17 protein-coding genes are annotated in these 18,825 nt (G+C 30.6%); 10 read left to right on the top strand and 7 right to left on the bottom strand.

Features of this window, described 5'->3' with window-relative positions; genetic code table 11:
• Positions 1 to 68: 68 nt before the first annotated feature.
• The gene (locus ACH2BO_RS10370; RefSeq protein ID WP_395044673.1) at positions 69 to 2,219 is read right to left on the bottom strand and encodes a S46 family peptidase; all 2,151 of its coding nucleotides are present in this window, start codon (positions 2,217 to 2,219) and stop codon (positions 69 to 71) included.
• 278 nt (positions 2,220 to 2,497) lie between these two features.
• Here ACH2BO_RS10370 and lysM point away from each other — a divergent pair, with 278 nt between their 5' ends.
• On the top strand, positions 2,498 to 2,962 hold the full coding sequence (lysM, locus tag ACH2BO_RS10375) for a peptidoglycan-binding protein LysM (RefSeq protein WP_395044674.1): 465 nt from the start codon (positions 2,498 to 2,500) through the stop codon (positions 2,960 to 2,962).
• 62 nt (positions 2,963 to 3,024) lie between these two features.
• Here lysM and obgE read toward each other — a convergent pair whose 3' ends face one another.
• The 4 genes from obgE to hpt form a co-directional block, all read right to left on the bottom strand.
• A complete protein-coding gene (obgE, locus tag ACH2BO_RS10380) occupies positions 3,025 to 4,059 on the bottom strand; it encodes a GTPase ObgE (RefSeq protein WP_395044675.1) in 1,035 nt (344 codons plus the stop codon).
• A 124-nt stretch (positions 4,060 to 4,183) separates the two neighbouring features.
• Positions 4,184 to 5,410 carry a hemolysin family protein gene (locus tag ACH2BO_RS10385; protein WP_395044700.1) on the bottom strand — a complete coding sequence of 409 codons (1,227 nt, stop codon included), beginning with the start codon at positions 5,408 to 5,410 and terminating at the stop codon, positions 4,184 to 4,186.
• Between the two features lie 170 nt (positions 5,411 to 5,580).
• On the bottom strand, positions 5,581 to 6,153 hold the full coding sequence (locus ACH2BO_RS10390) for an adenylate kinase (protein ID WP_395044676.1): 573 nt from the start codon (positions 6,151 to 6,153) through the stop codon (positions 5,581 to 5,583).
• 110 nt (positions 6,154 to 6,263) lie between these two features.
• The gene (gene hpt, locus ACH2BO_RS10395) at positions 6,264 to 6,794 is read right to left on the bottom strand and encodes a hypoxanthine phosphoribosyltransferase (protein ID WP_395044677.1); all 531 of its coding nucleotides are present in this window, start codon (positions 6,792 to 6,794) and stop codon (positions 6,264 to 6,266) included.
• 112 nt (positions 6,795 to 6,906) lie between these two features.
• Between hpt and ACH2BO_RS10400 the strand changes: the two genes are divergently transcribed.
• The 4 genes from ACH2BO_RS10400 to ACH2BO_RS10415 all read left to right on the top strand — a co-directional run bounded on the left by ACH2BO_RS10400 (position 6,907) and on the right by ACH2BO_RS10415 (position 11,388).
• Positions 6,907 to 7,446, top strand: a complete 540-nt coding sequence (locus ACH2BO_RS10400; protein WP_395044678.1) for a hypothetical protein — start codon at positions 6,907 to 6,909, stop codon at positions 7,444 to 7,446.
• 30 nt (positions 7,447 to 7,476) lie between these two features.
• Positions 7,477 to 8,652 carry a 5-(carboxyamino)imidazole ribonucleotide synthase gene (locus tag ACH2BO_RS10405; protein WP_395044679.1) on the top strand — a complete coding sequence of 392 codons (1,176 nt, stop codon included), beginning with the start codon at positions 7,477 to 7,479 and terminating at the stop codon, positions 8,650 to 8,652.
• A gap of 25 nt (positions 8,653 to 8,677) precedes the next feature.
• Complete coding sequence (gene purE / locus ACH2BO_RS10410) at positions 8,678 to 9,160, top strand: 5-(carboxyamino)imidazole ribonucleotide mutase (RefSeq protein WP_395044680.1); 483 nt, start codon at positions 8,678 to 8,680, stop codon at positions 9,158 to 9,160.
• A gap of 200 nt (positions 9,161 to 9,360) precedes the next feature.
• Positions 9,361 to 11,388 carry a M3 family metallopeptidase gene (locus ACH2BO_RS10415; RefSeq protein WP_395044681.1) on the top strand — a complete coding sequence of 676 codons (2,028 nt, stop codon included), beginning with the start codon at positions 9,361 to 9,363 and terminating at the stop codon, positions 11,386 to 11,388.
• Positions 11,389 to 11,431: 43 nt separating this feature from the next.
• Here the strand turns inward: ACH2BO_RS10415 and ACH2BO_RS10420 are convergent, their stop codons facing one another.
• A complete protein-coding gene (locus ACH2BO_RS10420; protein WP_395044682.1) occupies positions 11,432 to 12,547 on the bottom strand; it encodes an ATP-binding protein in 1,116 nt (371 codons plus the stop codon).
• Between the two features lie 248 nt (positions 12,548 to 12,795).
• On the opposite strand from ACH2BO_RS10420, the gene ACH2BO_RS10425 reads away from it, so the two are divergent.
• From ACH2BO_RS10425 to ACH2BO_RS10440, 4 genes are all read left to right on the top strand, one after another.
• A complete protein-coding gene (locus ACH2BO_RS10425; protein ID WP_395044683.1) occupies positions 12,796 to 13,299 on the top strand; it encodes a GbsR/MarR family transcriptional regulator in 504 nt (167 codons plus the stop codon).
• A 417-nt stretch (positions 13,300 to 13,716) separates the two neighbouring features.
• Positions 13,717 to 14,157: a hypothetical protein gene (locus ACH2BO_RS10430; protein WP_395044684.1), complete on the top strand. Its 441-nt coding sequence runs from the start codon at positions 13,717 to 13,719 to the stop codon at positions 14,155 to 14,157.
• A gap of 3 nt (positions 14,158 to 14,160) precedes the next feature.
• On the top strand, positions 14,161 to 14,544 hold the full coding sequence (locus tag ACH2BO_RS10435) for a hypothetical protein (RefSeq protein WP_395044685.1): 384 nt from the start codon (positions 14,161 to 14,163) through the stop codon (positions 14,542 to 14,544).
• Positions 14,541 to 14,996, top strand: coding sequence for a cell division protein (locus tag ACH2BO_RS10440; protein WP_395044686.1), 456 nt, complete (start codon positions 14,541 to 14,543; stop codon positions 14,994 to 14,996). Before ACH2BO_RS10435 ends, ACH2BO_RS10440 begins: the two co-directional genes overlap by 4 nt.
• On the opposite strand, the gene ACH2BO_RS10445 is transcribed toward ACH2BO_RS10440, so the two are convergent.
• Complete coding sequence (locus ACH2BO_RS10445; RefSeq protein ID WP_395044687.1) at positions 14,976 to 15,761, bottom strand: hypothetical protein; 786 nt, start codon at positions 15,759 to 15,761, stop codon at positions 14,976 to 14,978. The two genes, ACH2BO_RS10440 and ACH2BO_RS10445, sit on opposite strands and share 21 nt — an antisense overlap.
• A gap of 153 nt (positions 15,762 to 15,914) precedes the next feature.
• On the opposite strand from ACH2BO_RS10445, the gene gcvP reads away from it, so the two are divergent.
• Entirely contained in the window at positions 15,915 to 18,761 is a 2,847-nt protein-coding gene (gene gcvP, locus ACH2BO_RS10450) for an aminomethyl-transferring glycine dehydrogenase (protein WP_395044688.1), read from the top strand.
• The last annotated feature ends 64 nt before the right edge of the window (positions 18,762 to 18,825 follow it).

Below are 18,825 nucleotides of genomic sequence, written 5' to 3' on the forward strand. Positions count from 1 at the left end.
AAAAACTCCGAATTAATTTCTTAATTCGGAGTTCAATTTTATTGAGATTGATTCGTTCCTCGAAATGACTATTTCACCAAAGTCATTTCATCAACAATGTGTTTAGCACCAGAGTAATTCTCGATTACCCAAAGTACATATCGAATATCAACGTTGATTGTTCGTTGCAATTTAGGATCAAAAATTACGTCACCAGCCATTGCTTCGATGTTTCCATCAAATGCTAAACCAATTAATTCTCCTTTTCCGTTAAGAACTGGCGAACCTGAGTTTCCTCCTGTAATATCATTATCTGTCAAGAAATTTATGTGAAGTGAACCATCTTTGTCTGCATAACGACCAAAATCTTTGTTCTTTTGCATGTCTAAAATACGCGTTGGTAAATCAAATTCTTGATCTCCTTTTTTGTATTTTTTAACTTGTCCTGCAAGTGTTGTGTAGTTGTTTACAACAGCATCATTTCTTTTATCAGCTGGCAATGAACGAACTTTTCCGTAAGTTAAACGCAATGTTGAATTGGCATCTGGATATTTAATTACTCCTATTTTAGATTCGCGTAAACCTTCAACTAATAATCTAAATGATGAACCATAGTTGTTTTGAGCTTTTGTAATTTCATCTGATTTTGATGAAAAATGTGTAAGCATATCATTAGAAATCATATACAAAGGATCGTTATCTAGCATACCTTGACTTGGTAATTGCAAAAATGCTTTTATTCTATCTAAAGATGATAATACACTTAAATCAACTGCTGCATTTACATATTTAGTATAATCGTTGTTGTTTTCTTCGCCAATTTTTTTAACCATTGGAGCAATATTGTATCCTACAGATTTAGTTGCATACAATTTTAATTGCGCAGCTAATAAATCTTTTTCAGCTGGAATGTGCATGTCTGCAAATATTCCTTCTGCCATTTCAATAATTTTTGGAGCTAATTCTGCTCGTTTTGTTGCATCGGATTTAGTATAAGTATCCAATTGTTTTCCTAAAGTTCTTCCAATTGTTCCAAAAGCTGCTGTTCTAAATAATTGAGTTAGATAATTATCGTGACGCGATTTTTCATTAGTCAAACCATAAAACTCATTTATGTTCGAAATTACGCTTCCGTATTTAGATTTATTAGTTGGTTTATTAGCCCATTTATTGAATTTTGTTTCTTGTATAGCTTTAGATTTAGCAGTACCAAACTTAGAAAGTGCATCAATCATACCTTGACGATTTTTCCAGTAGTTTGCAGTTGAAGCAAATTTTGAAGCATATACTAAATTCAAAGCATCACTTTGATTCATATACTTTTTCATATTATCCATTCCAGTTTTTGCACCTTCAACCCAAGCAGGATAAGCAAATTTTACGTTTTGCTCAATTCCACCAGCTGGCATCCAACGATTTGTTCTTCCTGGATAACCAAGAATCATGGCAAAATCATTTTCTTTTACACCACCTAAATTTACTGGCAAATAATGTTTTGGTTTTAAAGGAACATTGTTTACAGAATAATCTGCTGGAGTTCCATCTGCATTTGCATAAACTCTAAACATAGAGAAATCGGCTGTGTGTCGTGGCCATTCCCAATTGTCGGTGTCACCTCCAAATTTCCCTAAACTTTCTGGTGGAGTTCCAACTAAACGTACATCTTTATAATCTTGATATACAAAATAATAATATTCATTTCCTTGAAAAAAAGGACGAACAGAAACGGTATACTTTCCACCTTCGTTGTTTTCTTTTTCAATTTTAGCGATTTCAGCATTGATAGCTTTTTCTCTATCTGCTTCGCTCATACTTGGATTTACAACTGCTAAAATTCTTTTAGAACAATCGTCCATACGAACAAAGAAACGCACATATAAACTTGAAGGTTTCATTTCAGATTTTCTATCGGCTGCCCAATACCCATCTTTTAAATAATTTTTTTCTGCAGTTGATAATTCAGCAATTGCATCATAACCGCAATGATGATTAGTTAATACCAAACCATCTTTTGAAATAATTTCGGCAGTACATCCGCCATTAAACTGAACTATAGCATCTTTTAAACTATGGTTGTTGATGCTGTAAATTTCTTCGGCTGTCAATTGCAAGCCCATTTTTTGCATATCACGGTGATTTAAACGTTCAATGAACATTAAAAACCACATTCCTTCGTCAGCTTTTACACTTGTTGGAACAAGCAAGATTGCTGCGATTAAGGAAAAAATAATTTTCTTCATAATTGAAATATAAAAAGGTTAATTTAGATTTAAGTTAATAGTCTATAACAAATAACAAATGTTACAATATATTAAAGAATATTTGCTATTTTTAGCAATGCGAAACTACGCTTTTTTGAGTGTTTATTAAAATTAAAAAAGCAAAACTAAAGCTAATGCATAAATTTAACTTTATTTTAGTAAAATAAAGCTTAAAATCGTAGAATTAATTTTACAGAAAAGCACATTGTTTATAATAAAATACTCGTAAATTTGTTTAAACTAATAAAATAAATATTATGGGATTGTTTTCGTTTATTAAAGGTGCTGGAAAAAAACTTTTTGGAAAAAAAGAAGAAGAAGCTCCAGTTGAAGAAAAAGCAACTTTAAAAGCAAGTGCTTTGATTGCTCATGTTCAAGAATTGGGATTGGCTTTTAAGAGCTTGAAAATTTCTTTGACTGCTGACGGAACTGTTGTTCTTGATGGCGAAGTAGAAAACCAAGCCGATGCTGAAAAAATTGTTTTAGCTGTAGGAAATGTTGATGGTGTAGAGTCTGTTGATAACAACATGACAGTTGAAATTCCTGCTCCAGAAGCAAAATACCACACTGTTGAAAAAGGCGATTGGTTGTCTAAAATTGCTAAAGAATATTATGGTGATGCAACGAAATTTAATATAATTTTTGAAGCTAATAAACCAATGTTGTCTGATCCTGATGAAATTTATCCAGGTCAAGTTTTGAGAATTCCAAACTTAGATTAATTCCTGTTTTTTGCCTCAATAAAAAAGGGTTTCATGATTTATTATGAAACCCTTTTTGTTTTTTATATTCCATGACTGTTTTCTGGCTTGTCATCATCAACATTTAGCATTTCCCAAAGTTTATCTTTTAACTCTGTTAATCCTTGTTGAGCAACTGACGAAATAAACAAATAGGGTGTTCCTTTTATTTCTTTTTTTAGTTGTGCATTTAATTCAGATTTTAATTCGTCGTCTAGCATATCACATTTAGAAATAACTAGTAATCTATCCTTATCTAGCATTTCTGGATTGTAACGACGTAATTCATCTAATAGAATATCATATTCTTTTTTGATGTCTTTTGCATCTGCAGGAACGAGAAATAATAATGTTGAATTTCTTTCAATATGTCTAAGGAAATAATGTCCTAATCCTTTTCCTTCGGCTGCACCTTCAATAATTCCAGGAATATCTGCAATTACAAATGATTGAAATTCACGATAAGCTACAATTCCTAAATTGGGTTTTAATGTAGTAAAAGCATAATCAGCAATTTTTGGTTTTGCAGAAGTCAATACAGATAACAAAGTTGATTTTCCTGCATTTGGAAAACCTACCAAGCCAACATCTGCTAATACTTTAAGTTCTAGAATAACATCCAATTCAGTAGTTGGCATTCCGGGTTGTGAATATCGTGGTGTTTGATTAGTTGAACTTCTAAAATGCCAGTTTCCTAATCCTCCTTTTCCTCCTTGAGCAATAATTCGTTGTTCACCATGCTCTGTAATTTCGAATAGAATTTCTCCTGTTTCTATATCTTTTACAACTGTTCCAAGTGGTACTTCTACATATTTATCTTCGCCATCGTGACCAGTGCTTCTAGAACTTCCACCATCACCACCATGACCACCACGCATGTGTTTTACAAATTTTAAATGAAATAATGTCCAAAGATTTTTATTTCCTTTTATATAAACATGTCCTCCACGACCACCATCACCACCATCTGGACCACCTTTTTCAATAAATTTTTCTCTGTGTAAATGCGTTGAACCTTTTCCGCCTTTACCAGATGTTACATATATTTTTACGTAGTCTACAAAATTTCCTTCTGTCATTTTCTTTTGTGTTCAGTGTTCAGTTATCTAGATTCTCTAAAACTGATTAAATTTATTTTTTCAATGAACATTATTTGGAAATCAGATTTACTGAATACTAAAAACTGAACACTGAATACTTTTTTTATTTATCTTTTAATGTTGTAATTAAAATTTTATCAATTTTAACTCCATCCATATCTAATACTTCAAATTCAAGTTTATTCCAAATTAATTTTTGTCCTTGTTTAGGGATTATGCCTAATTCTGTTACAATTAATCCGCTAACGGTTGTTACTTCATAATCTCCAGTGAGATCATCCATATCAAAATAAGTTAGAAAATCATGTAGCGAATAATGCCCATCAACCAACCAACTTCCATCCTCTCGAGCAACAATTTTAAATTCATCTTCATAAAAATCGGCTGCATCACCAACTAAAGCTTCTAGGATATCATTTAATGTAATTATTCCTTGAAAAACGCCATGCTCATCAGTGACTAAAGCATAATGAACTTTTGATTTTTTGAAATTTTCTAATGCTTTATATGCTGATGTGTGTTCTATAAAATAAACTGGTTCTTTAGTAATTTTCTTTAAATCGAAATTTCCTTTTTCAAAACTAGCAAACAAATCTTTCAATAATACAATGCCTTCAACATCGTCTAAATTATCTCCACAAACAGGATAAATTGAATGTAATTCTTCTAAAACCTTATCTTTAATTTCATTAACCGTATCTTCATAAGACAAGTAAACAATTGAATTTCTATGTGTCATTAAAGAATTTACTTTTCTGTCGCCAATATGAAAAACACGTTCTACAATGTCTTGTTCTATTTCTTGAACTTCACCTACTTCGGTTCCTTCTTTTATAATGGCTTTAATTTCTTCTTCGGTTACTTTTCCGTCTGCAGTTGGTTTTATCTGTAACACTTTTAGTAAAAAATCGGTAGAAGTTGTTAGTAACCATATAAAAGGCATTGTTACTTTAGAAACAATTTTCATTGGTACAGCAACTGCTTTTGCAATTCCTTCTGGATAATTTAATCCTATTCTTTTTGGCAATAATTCTCCTAAAACCAATGAAAAAAAAGTTAATGTTACTACAACAATACCAACACCTATGCTTTCTGCATAGGGTTTTAATATCTCAAAACTAGACACAAATGCTTTTACATCTGTAGTTATTTTATCGCCAGAATAAATACCCGTAAGAATTCCTATTAAAGTAATCCCAATTTGAACTGTAGAAAGAAATTCATTAGGAGAATTGGCTAAATCTAAAGCAATTTTAGCATTTTTATTTCCTTTTTTGGCAGCTGTTTCCAATCGGTTTTTTCTTGCTGAAATCAATGCAATTTCCGACATAGAAAAAATTCCATTTAGGATTATTAAAAAAAGAATTATTAAAACTTCCATAGTTTAAATTTACAAAAAAAGAGCATCAATTCCGAGTTTCGGAAACAGCTCCTTTTCTGTGTACAAATATCTGAAAAAAAATTGAATGCTCGAAACTTTATAATAGCCAATATATTATGCTACAATTGGTCAATAACTAAGCTCAATCTATTGGTAACTTCATGAACCGAACCAATACCGTTAACGGCGTGAAACTTACCTTGATTATTGTAATAATTCATTAAAGGTGCAGTTTTCTCGTTGTATTCTTGATATCGATTTCTAATTTTTTCTTCGTCTTGATCGTCTGGTCTTCCAGAAGTTTTTCCTCTTTCTAAAAGACGAGCAACTAAAATATTATCATCTGCCGCAAGCGCAATTGTTGCAGTAATTGATTGGTTTTTAGATTTTAAAAAAGCATCTAATGCTTCTGCTTGTGCCAAAGTTCTTGGAAATCCATCAAATAAAAATCCGGCAGAATCTTGGTTTTTATCAACTTCACTTTCTAGCATTTTTATAGTAACTTCATCTGGAACTAAATCGCCTTTATCCATAAAAGTTCTGGCTAGTTTACCTAAATCGGTTTCGTTTTTAATGTTAAATCTAAAAATGTCACCTGTAGAAAGATGGGTTAAATTGTATTTTTCTTTTAAAAATTCAGCTTGTGTGCCTTTGCCTGCGCCAGGTTTTCCGAAAAGAACGATGTTAATCATTTTGAAAAAAATTATTTTATTTTTAAATTGGTTTACTAAGGTTTAAAATAGTTTAAAAGTTTAAGAAATTAGTTTATTAAATCTTCCTTCTTCTCGCTTCCATCTTCCAACTATTCTGCTAATTGATAAACATCGGCTAAATTTCTACCTAATCCATCGTAATCTAAACCATATCCTACTATGAATTTATTTGGAATTCTAATGCCAACGTAATCTAATTTTATATCTTTTTTATAAGCATCTGGTTTTAAAAACAAGGTTGCAATCTTCAAATGTTTTACTTTTTTATCTTTTAAAATTGATTTTAGCTCTTCAATTGTGTTTCCTGTATCTACAATATCTTCAACAATTACAACTGTTCTACCTTCAAGATTTTGGTTTAAACCTATTAATTGTTTTACTTCATTTGTAGATTCTGTTCCTTCGTATGATGCCATTTTAACAAAACTCACTTCACACATTCCTCTATATTGTTTCATCAAATCTGCCATTACCATAAAAGCACCATTTAAAACGCCAATAAAAATTGGAGTTTCATCAAAAAAATCGTCATCCATCTGCTTTGCCATATTTTTAATTGCAAAATCAATTTCTTCGGATGATATAAATGCTTCAAAAGTTTTATCGTGTAAATGAATCATTATAGTAGGTTTTGAGTTAGAAAAATAATTTGCAAATATACAAGTATGTATTGAGTATGAAGTACTATGAGAGCAAAAATTATTAATAAATTGGATTTTTTATATTTGCATTATGAATTTGGAACTTTACAAACGAATAGAAAATAGTTCGGCACATACTCAAAACCGAATTGACAACGGAAATTTCATTGTTCAGAACAATCATTTACTTGATGATTTAGTTCCTTTTTGTTTTGAAATTTCTAATAAATTACATCTTCGTGCTTGCTGTATTCTCGAAAAAGTATTTGAAATTGAATTAAATCTATCTATTAATCACCTTGATTTCATCTGTGAAAATTTAAATAAATTAAAAAATGATAGCGCCATTCGGTCCATTTCAAGATTTATTATGTTGATGGTTCAAGACAATTCTAAAAAATATTACTTATCTAAAAATCAATTAGAAAAAATTACAGAAGTGTGTTTTGACTGGTTAATTTCTGATTATCGAGTTGCGGTAAAACATCACGTTATTCTAACTTTATTTGAAATAGGAAAAACTCAAGATTGGATTTATCCAGAATTGAGATTAATTCTTGAAAAAGATTCTATAGGAAGTTCGCCAGGTTTTAAATCTATTGCGAAGAAAATTATGAAGAAAATAAATTGATTGTCTTATCTTTGCCTAAACACAACTTAAATGAACTTTTTTTCTTCCGATTTTAAATTAGGAATTCTTGGTGGCGGACAACTCGGCAAAATGATGTTGACAGAAACTCGAAAATTTGATATTCAAACTTTGGTTCTTGACCCAAGCGAAGAAGCTCCAGCACGATTTGGTTGCAATGCTTTTTATAAAGGAAGTTTGATGGATTTTGATACCGTATATCAATTTGGTAAAATGGTCAATTTATTAACTATCGAAATAGAAAATGTAAATCTTGACGCTCTACAAAAACTTGAAGAAGAAGGTTTAGTAGTATATCCAACATCTGCAACACTTAAATTGATTCAAAATAAAGGTTTTCAGAAAGATTTTTATGTTCAAAATGACATTCCTACATCAAAACACCAACGATTTGTAGACCTAAATGATTTGAGAAATTCATTAGATAAAAACAAATTAGAATTTCCTTTTGTATGGAAATGTGCGCAATTTGGTTACGACGGAAATGGCGTGAAAATAGTAAGATCTACTTTAGATTTAATTGATTTACCCGAAGTAGAATGTATTACCGAAGAAATGATCGATTTTAAAAACGAATTGGCAGTTATTGTTGCACGTTCAGTTTTTGGTGAAGTAAAAACTTATCCTGTTGTAGAAATGGAATTTCATCCTGAAGCCAATCAAGTAGAATATGTAATTTGTCCTGCACGAATTGATAATGAAGTTGCTAAAAAAGCTATAGAAATCGCATTAAAAGTTTCAGAAAAATTCAATCACGTAGGATTGTTGGCGGTAGAAATGTTTCAAACTGAAAATGATGAAATTCTAGTAAATGAAGTTGCGCCAAGACCACACAATTCAGGACATCACACAATTGAAACAAGTTACACATCACAATTTGAAAATCATCTACGTGCTATTTTAAATCTTCCTTTGGGAAATTGTGATAGCAAAGTTGCCGGAATTATGGTAAATTTGGTTGGCGAAGAAGGTTTTTCGGGACAAGTAGTTTACGAAAATATCGAAAAAATAATGGCAATTGGCGGAGTAACACCGCACATTTACGGCAAAAAAGAAACGCGTCCTTTCAGAAAAATGGGACATGTGACAATTGTAAATGAAGATATGAATGAAGCAAGAAAAATTGCCGAAGATGTAAAGAATTCGATTCGAGTTATTAGTAATTCAAAAACAATTTTAAACTTTTAAACATTAAACTTTTAAACAAAAATTAATGAAAGTAGCCATAATAATGGGAAGCATTTCAGACATGCCAGTAATGCAAGAAGCCATCGACATCTTAAAAAGTTTTAACATCGAAACCGAAGTCGATATCGTTTCAGCACATAGAACTCCAGAAAAACTATTTGATTTCAGTAAAAAAGCACACACTCGTGGCATTTCCGTAATTATTGCTGGTGCTGGTGGTGCAGCGCATTTACCTGGAATGGTTGCTTCAATGTCGCCACTTCCTGTAATTGGTGTTCCTGTAAAATCAAGTAACTCTATAGATGGTTGGGATTCGGTTTTGTCAATATTACAAATGCCTGGCGGAGTTCCTGTTGCAACTGTAGCTTTAAACGGAGCCAAAAATGCTGGAATTCTCGCTGCTCAAATTATTGGTTCTTCGGATAAAACAGTTTTAGAAAAAATTATTACCTTTAAAGAAAGTTTGAAAGATGCTGTAAATAAATCTTCGGAAAATTTAAAGAAATAGTTTTTTTAGGAGCTATTCCAGCTATCCGTTGCAATCTTTCTTGTCTTGAACTTGTTTCAAGATCTTGAAACAAGTTCAAGACAAGAAAGGATTTCCACTACTATCTGGGCTAAACCATCAGCAAATTTCAGTCTTTAATGATAAAGTTATTCTTAATTTAAAAACTTTGTGCCTTCGAGTCTTAGAGGCAAAAATATAGTATGAAAACACTTACCAAAAAATTCAATACAAAATACGAAACAGCACCTTTTTCTAAAATAAAATTAGAAGATTACAAGCCAGCTTTTATTGAAAATATTGCAGCTGCAAAAGCAGAAATCGATGCTATAATAAACAATCCAGAAACACCAACTTTCGAAAACACAATCGAACCAATTGATTTTTCAGGAGATGCATTAGATAGATTATCGTCTATTTTCTTTAACTTAAATTCGGCAGAAACCAGCGACGAAATGCAAAAAATTGCACAAGAAGTAACGCCATTATTAACTGAATTCAGCAACGATATAACATTAAACGAAGATTTATTTAAAAGAATAAAATTGGTTTACGAACAAAAAGAAAGTTTAAATCTATCGCCAGAACAAGCGACTTTAATGGATAAAAAATTCAAAAATTTTTCTAGAAACGGAGCTTTATTATCAGAAGAAAAAAAATCTAAACTTAGAGAAATTGATACTGAATTAGCAAAACTAAAACTGACTTATAGCGAAAATGTTTTGGCTGAAACTAACAATTATCAGTTGCATATCACTAACGAATCTGATTTAAAAGGTTTGCCAGAAGGAACAATTGAAGCAGCAAAAGCTTTAGCAAAATCTAAAAATCTAGATGGTTTTATTTTTACTCTAGATATGCCAAGTTATTTACCATTTGTAACCTATGCCGAAAATCGTGAACTGAGAAAAGAAATATCTATTGCAGCAGGAAAAAAAGCATTTCAAAACAACGAATTCGACAATAAAGAAATAACTTTAAAGATTGCCAAATTGCGTTTCGAAAGAGCCAATTTATTAGGATATAAAACCCATTCACACTTTGTTCTCGAAGAACGAATGGCACAAAATCCAGACAAGGTAAAATCGTTTCTAAATGATTTATTGATTAAAGCAAAACCTGCAGCCAAAAGAGAATTTGCTCAATTAACAGCTTTTGCTAAAGAATTGGACGGAATTGATCATCTGGAAAAATGGGATGGCTCTTATTATTCAGAAAAATTGAAACAAAAGTTATTCAATTTAGATGATGAAAAACTAAAACCTTACTTTCAGTTAGAAAACGTCTTAAATGGCGCTTTTACAATTGCCAATAAATTATTTGGATTGACATTTACCGAAGTTTTCGATATCGATAAATACCATGAAGAAGTTACCACATATGAAGTAAAAGACGAATTTGGAGAATTAGTTTCAATATTCTACGCCGATTTTTTTCCAAGAAAAGGAAAACGAAATGGAGCATGGATGACAAGTTTCAAATCGCAATATATAAAAGACGGAAAAAATGAACGACCACATGTTTCTAACGTATGCAATTTCACAAAGCCAACCCAAACCAAACCTTCACTTTTAACATTTAATGAAGTAACCACTTTGTTCCACGAATTCGGTCACGCATTACACGGAATGTTGGCAAACACAGTTTACCCAAGTCTATCTGGAACATCGGTTTATTGGGATTTTGTAGAATTGCCAAGCCAGGTTATGGAAAATTGGTGTTACGAACCAGAAGCGTTGGCATTGTTTGCAAAACATTATGAAACTGGAGACATTATTCCGCAAGAATATGTCGAAAAAATCAAAGAAAGCGCCAGTTTTCAAGAAGGAATGGCAACGTTACGTCAAATTAGTTTTGGATTATTAGACATGGCTTTTCACAGCAACAATCCAAATCAAATAATTGATGTTAAAGCATTCGAAAAAGCAGCATTTGAAGGAACAACTTTATATCCGGATGTAGAAGAAAATTGTATGAGTGTTTCATTTTCACACATTTTTGCTGGCGGATATTCATCTGGATATTACAGTTACAAATGGGCCGAAGTTCTTGATGCTGATGCATTTGCCTATTTTCAAGAAAAAGGAATTTTCAATAAAGAAGTTGCCACAAAATTTAAAGAAAATGTACTTTCTAAAGGCGGAACTGAACTGCCAATGGAATTATACAAACGTTTTCGAGGACAAGAACCTAAAGCTGATGCACTTTTGAAACGTGCTGGGTTGGTATAAATTATAATAAACCTCAAAGGTTTTAAAAACCTTTGAGGTTTATCTACTTCAAAAATTCCCTAAAATTATCTTTATCCAATACCAAAAAACTAGGATTATAAGCATCTTGGAATGATTTTGGTAATTTTGCCTTTTTAGAATTTGCCCATTTAAATTCAAACGCACTTACAGCATCGGCATTGGTTTCTATATAATCAATTTCTTGCTGGGTTGTAGTGCGCCAAAAATAAGGTTTCGCAACACTTTGAGAATACGACAACAATTTCATACGTTCTGAAACTAAAAAATTTTCCCACAACGCACCTTTATCTTGACGCAAATTCAGCGTATTGAAATTTCCGATAACCATATTCCTAACACCATTGTCATAGAAATAAATCTTTTTGTTGGCTTTAATCTCATTGCGAATATTTTTAGAAAAACTATTTAATCTAAAAATTACGAAACTTTTTTCCAACAAATCAATATAATTATTTACTGTATTTTTATCAACACCAACCAATTGCGCAATCTCATTGTAACTCACTTCATTACCAACTTGTAAAGCCAATGCTTGCAAAATTTTCTCTAAAACATTGGATTTTCTAATTCCTGCCAAAGCCAAAATATCTTTATACAAATAACTCGAAACTAGGTTTTTAAGAATTTCATATTCGCTGCCAAAATTGTTAATCACATCAGGATACATTCCGTAAAGCAATCGCAATTCGAGTTGCTGTTGGGCTTTCATATAACCCACATTTTTTTCAAATTCATTCCAAGAAACTGGATACATTTGAAACTCAAATTTTCTTCCTGTTAATGGTTCTTGAGTTGCATTATTAATATCAAAAGCTGATGAACCAGAAACTATTACTTGAACGTCTTTAATCTGGTCAACCATAATTTTCAACTTTAAACCAATATTTGGAATGCGTTGCACTTCATCAATAAAAACATATTTATAATTTCCAATGATGCTTTTTAGGTTTTCGGTATTGGCATTCGACAAAGTTTCTGCAACAGTATTATCATCACCATCAAGAAACAAATAATCACTTTTGTTCAAAATAGAGTTCACCAAGGTAGTTTTCCCAACTTGCCTCGGACCAATAAGCACAATAACTTTACCTTTGTGAAGTTTTGCTTTTAAATTTGATACTAAATCTCTAATTATCATTACTATAATTTTTAACAAAGATATACAAATATTTGCTATTCACCAATATTATATATTTTTTAGTGATTATATTCACCAATATTATATATTTATCAGTTATTGTATTCACCAATATTATATATATTTTGGTGATTACATTCACCAATGTTACTATTTTTATATAAATTTAATAAAACTAAAATAAACTTTCATTTATTATTGAAAGTTCAAAAACATTTATATATCTTTGTAATGTAAATAAAGATGATATGGAATTCAAAGAAGCAAAAAATAAATTCGTTCAAACTTGGGGTGCATTGGGAAGTCAATGGGGAATTAACAAGACAATGGCACAAATTCACGCTTTGTTAATGGTTTCCAACGATGCTATTTCTATGGAAGAAATTATGGAAGAATTAAAAATTTCGAGAGGAAATGCATCAATGAATTTACGTGCCTTGATGGATTGGGGAATTGTTTACAAAGAATATAAAGCTGGCGAACGACGCGAATTTTTTACAGCCGAAAAAGATTTAGACGAACTAGCCGTGAAAATTTCAAGAGAACGAAGTAAACGCGAAATCAAACCTGCATTGAAAGTTTTAAAAGAAGTTTCATCTATTAAAGGAAACTATTCTGATGAAGCTAACCACTTTATTAATCAAACCACAAAGTTGTATGATTTTGTTTTAAAAGCTGATAATATGTTAGAAAAAGCAACCGAATTTAAAGATAATTGGTTGGGAAAATTGGTTATAAAAATAATGAAATAGTTTTTAACAAATGAAAAATAAAACAATTAAAAACTATTCAAAGAGACAAATAAAAAACATTAAAAACGAACGAATTAAATAAAAAAATTTATATAAATCTTTCATTTTTTTCTGAAAGTTTAAAAATAAAATAATTATGGAAGTGCCAATAAAAACAGTAAAAATAATTAATATTATCGGTTTACTATTTCTCATTCTAGGCGGTTATGGTTTAGCTGTAACTGGAGCTATACAAGTTTTTGCAGCAATACTCTTTTTACTACTTTTTCCGAAAAACAAATTAATCTACATCTACTTCGTTTTGGTTTTAGTTTTTTTTGCTTTTTGGGATTACAATAGCTTTGGTTGGTTGTTCACAATACCAATATTTTTAATATTTTACTTAACTTATATAATTCACAAACAAAAAACAACAAAATGAACATAACAATCCCAAACTGGCTAATTATAATAAGTGGAATTGGTCAAATTTTTACAGCGTTGATTTATCCATACATCCGACATCAGGTTTTTGATTGGTATAATGATGTAAAACAATTGAAACCACTAAATCAGGAAATTGCAAAAACTTATGGAAGATATATTCAAGGTTTGAACTTTTCATTCGGATTAATTGCAATTTTATTTACAAATGAACTAAAAGAACAATCTGCGCTTGCAGTGGCGTTAACAGGATTAATTGCTGCTTATTGGGTTGGAAAAGTTACCACTCAAATTGCTTATTATCCAATGTATGATATTCCCAAAAAGACTTTGTTTAAAGTGGGAAGTTATTTTATGAATACACTTTTTGTGCTATTTGCCATTGTGAATACACTACTTTTTATTCATAATTTAATTGGACATTATAAATTTTAAAATATGAACTGGAGTTATTTATTTAAACATTGGTTTTCAACATTGTTAATTGGTCCAATTGTTTCCCAAATAACAAAGTATATTTATGAAGTAAATCCTCATAAAATTGTTGGCTTATTTGAGGTTTATCCAATATCCTTACTATTTGGATTATTTTTTTCAGCACCAACATATATTTTGTATGCTTTAATATATTATTATTTAGCGAAAAACACCGTTAACTTAAAAATTTCGAAAATAATTTTAATTTCATTTGCAGTATTAGGCGTTGTTACAACAACCTCAATAATAAAAGGAAGTATGATGCAAGACATTGCTATATCGTATTCAATAGCATCAATTATTTCTGGATTATTTTTCAAATTAAATTTCAAAGTAAACAAATGACAACAATAAACCTAATCACAAAAATTAACGCACCCAAAAAAATAGTTTTTGACCTATCCAGAAACATAGATATACATCTAAATTCGGCACGTCAAACCAATGAAAAAGCAATTGAAGGAGTAACTTCTGGCTTGATAAACATCAATGAAACTGTAACTTGGCGCGGCAAACATTTTGGATTTTATTTAACACATAAAAGCAGAATGACTGCAATGGATTTTTATGATTATTTTGTAGATGAAATGGAAAAAGGAAAATTCAAATCCTTCAAACACGAACATTCATTTATTGAAAAAGACGGAAAAACAGTTATGATTGACAATCTCAATTATGAAACACCGTTTGGAGTTTTTGGAAAACTATTTGATAAAATTATACTTAAAAAATATTTAACAAATTTTATATTGCAACGAAATAGAATATTAAAAGATTTAGCAGAAAATCAAAAGTGAAACCCACCACAAAACAGGAATGCTTTCTACCCAAAACGAAGTGTAATATTTGTTCCTTTTTACATCTGAAAAATAAATTGAAACGCTAATTACAGATATAACAAATATATCAATATATAGAAAATAATTTTGAAAATTAAACTTACAAAAATCTAATAGTAAGTAAAAAATCAATAAAAAATAACCCAAGGATTTTGTTTTTGCAATTCCGAATTTTTGAGGTAACGTATTCATAGAAATTGAATCTATTTTACTATCCAAAATCTCAAATGGAATTAATAAACTTATTACAATAATAAATCTTTGAATTAAACTTATATCATAATTAATCAGAAGCCATTTCTCAGTTCTAAATGGAATATAAACAGTAATAAATGTTACGACAAAACTTACTAAAAACAATTTTAACCATCCATATTTTCGTAAAAAAGGATAAATAAAAACAAACAATCCTGAAATTAGCATGCATTTTTGAATGTTAAAATTTAAACAGAAAAATGAAATTAAGAATCCAAATAATGCAAAACATGTTACAACAATAATTGAAAAACATTTCTTTTTATCAAAGTTTTTTCTTCTTAAAACATCAAAATATTTTAAGAAATTATAACCTACAATTGTTCCAAAAAAAACATTCGTTGAAAAATAATTTATTCGATGCAAATTATTAGAAATTACAGTGATTTGAACCAAACAAAACACTGCCAAAGCAACATGAATTGAAGAATTTATATAAAAGTTAAGGAGTTTCTTAAAAATTGACATTTTACAAAATTAATCAATCTGTTAATAACAATGTTTTTTAGTTGAAAAATTCTCAAAACATTACAGCTTGTTTAACTCAAAATTAGAACTTTAATAATTACTTTTGTTTTTTTAATAAAAAAGCACAACTATACTTACATTTATATCAATTTAATGAGAACAGACGCATTTGCACTACGCCACATTGGCCCAAGAGAAAACGATCTGCAACACATGTTTAAAACAATTGGAGTTGCAACATTAGACCAACTAATTTTTGAAACAATTCCAGATGACATTCGTTTAAAAAATGACTTAAATTTAGAACCAGCAATGACAGAATATGAGTATTTAAATCATATTCAAGAACTTGGGAAAAAAAATAAAGTTTATAAATCATACATTGGATTAGGTTATCATCCAACGATTATACCAGCAGTAATTCAGAGAAATATTTTTGAAAATCCAGGTTGGTATACAGCTTACACACCATATCAAGCAGAAATTGCTCAAGGAAGATTAGAAGCAATCTTGAATTTTCAAACCACAGTTATTGAATTAACAGGAATGGAAATTGCAAATGCTTCATTACTAGATGAAGGAACTGCAGCCGCAGAAGCAATGGCATTATTATTTGATGTTCGTTCTCGTGATCAAAAGAAAAATAATGTTTGTAAATTCTTTGTTTCTGATGAAATTTTACCACAAACATTATCTGTTTTACAAACTCGTTCCACTCCAATTGGTATTGAATTAGTCATAGGAAATCATGAAACTTTTGATTTTTCTAAAGATTATTTTGGAGCCATTTTACAATATCCAGGAAAATATGGTCAAGTAAATGATTATGCTGGTTTTATTGCAAAAGCAAAAACAAATGAAATAAAAGTAGCAGTTGCTGCTGATATTTTATCATTATCAAAACTAACTTCACCAGGTGAAATGGGTGCAGATGTTGTAGTTGGAACCACGCAACGTTTCGGAATTCCGATGGGTTATGGTGGACCACATGCTGCCTTTTTTGCAACCAAAGAAGAATATAAAAGAAGTATGCCAGGACGAATTATTGGCGTAACAATTGACACCAATGGAAATCGTGCTTTGCGTATGGCTTTACAAACAAGAGAGCAACACATTAAACGTGAAAAAGCTACTTCAAATATTTGTACTGCTCAAGTTTTACTTGCAGTTATGGCAGGAATGTATGCTGTTTTTCATGGTCCAAAAGGATTACAATATATTGCAAATAAAGTTCATAATTCAGCTGTAACTTTGACCGATGCATTAAATAAATTAGGTGTTTATCAAACCAATACTGCATTTTTTGATACAATTTCTGTAAAAGCAGATTCAAGTAAAGTAAAATCTATTGCCGAAAAACAAGAAGTAAATTTTTATTATATTGATAACGAAACTATTTCTATTTCTTTAAACGAAACAACTTCATTAAATGATATAAATCAAATAATATCAATTTTTGCAGAAGCAACATGCAAAGAAAGTTTCAAAGTTTCTAAATTAGCATCTACAAATAATTTTCCTACTTCACTAGAAAGAAAATCTAATTTCTTGCAACATGATGTTTTTAATAATCATCATTCAGAAAGTCAGTTGATGCGCTATATTAAAAAATTAGAACGTAAAGATTTATCATTAAATCATTCCATGATTTCACTTGGTTCATGCACAATGAAACTAAATGCGGCTGCTGAAATGCTACCTTTATCAATGTCAAACTGGAACAGTATACATCCTTTTTCACCTATTGATCAAGCCGAAGGTTATCAAATAATGCTAAAAAAACTTGAACAACAATTAAATGTAGTAACAGGTTTTCAAGGAACAACATTACAACCAAATTCTGGTGCACAAGGCGAATATGCTGGCTTAATGGCAATTCGTGCTTATCATTTATCAAAAGGTGATACACATAGAAATGTATGTTTAATTCCTTCATCAGCGCATGGAACCAATCCAGCATCGGCAGCAATGGCAGGAATGGAAATTATTGTTACAAAAACAACTCCAGAAGGAAATATTGATGTTGATGATTTAAGAGCAAGAGCAATTGAACATAAAGATAATCTTTCATGTTTAATGGTTACTTATCCTTCAACTCATGGAGTTTTTGAAAGTTCTATAATAGAAATTACCAATTTAATTCACGAAAATGGCGGATTGGTTTATATGGATGGTGCAAATATGAATGCACAAGTTGGATTGACAAATCCGGCAACAATTGGAGCAGATGTTTGTCATTTAAATTTACATAAAACTTTTGCAATTCCTCATGGTGGTGGCGGACCAGGAGTTGGCCCAATTTGTGTAAACGAAAAACTTGTGCCTTTTTTACCAACAAATCCAATAATTCCTACTGGTGGAAATAATGCAATTACTGCAATTTCATCTGCGCCTTATGGTTCAGCTTTGGTTTGTTTAATTTCTTATGGATACATTACAATGCTTGGCGCAGAAGGTTTAAAAAAATCTACACAATATGCCATTTTGAATGCTAACTATATGAAAGCAAGATTAGAAGAACATTATCCTATTTTATATTCCGGAGAAATGGGACGCACAGCACATGAAATGATTTTAGATTGTCGTTCTTTTAAACAAAATGGTATTGAAGTAGTTGATATTGCTAAACGATTGATGGATTATGGATTTCATGCTCCAACGGTTTCGTTTCCTGTTGCAGGAACACTAATGATTGAACCTACAGAAAGTGAAGATTTAGCCGAATTAGATCGTTTTTGTGATGCAATGATTTCCATCAGAAAAGAAATCGAATCTTCAAGTGTTGATGACGCTAATAATATTTTAAAAAATGCTCCTCACACTTTACAAATGCTAACAGCAGATGTTTGGAATTTACCTTACACTAGAGAAAAAGCTGCATTTCCGTTAGATTATATTTCAGACAATAAATTCTGGCCTTCTGTTCGAAGAACCGATGATGCTTATGGTGATAGAAATTTAGTATGTAGTTGTGCTCCAATTGAAGCATATATGTCATAAGTAAAATTATATAAAACTAAAAAAGTCCCAATTAATTGGGACTTTTTAATATAATAAAATGTGA

Origin of the sequence: Flavobacterium sp., assembly GCF_043773265.1 — a bacterium.
In the GTDB taxonomy this organism is placed as follows: domain Bacteria; phylum Bacteroidota; class Bacteroidia; order Flavobacteriales; family Flavobacteriaceae; genus Flavobacterium.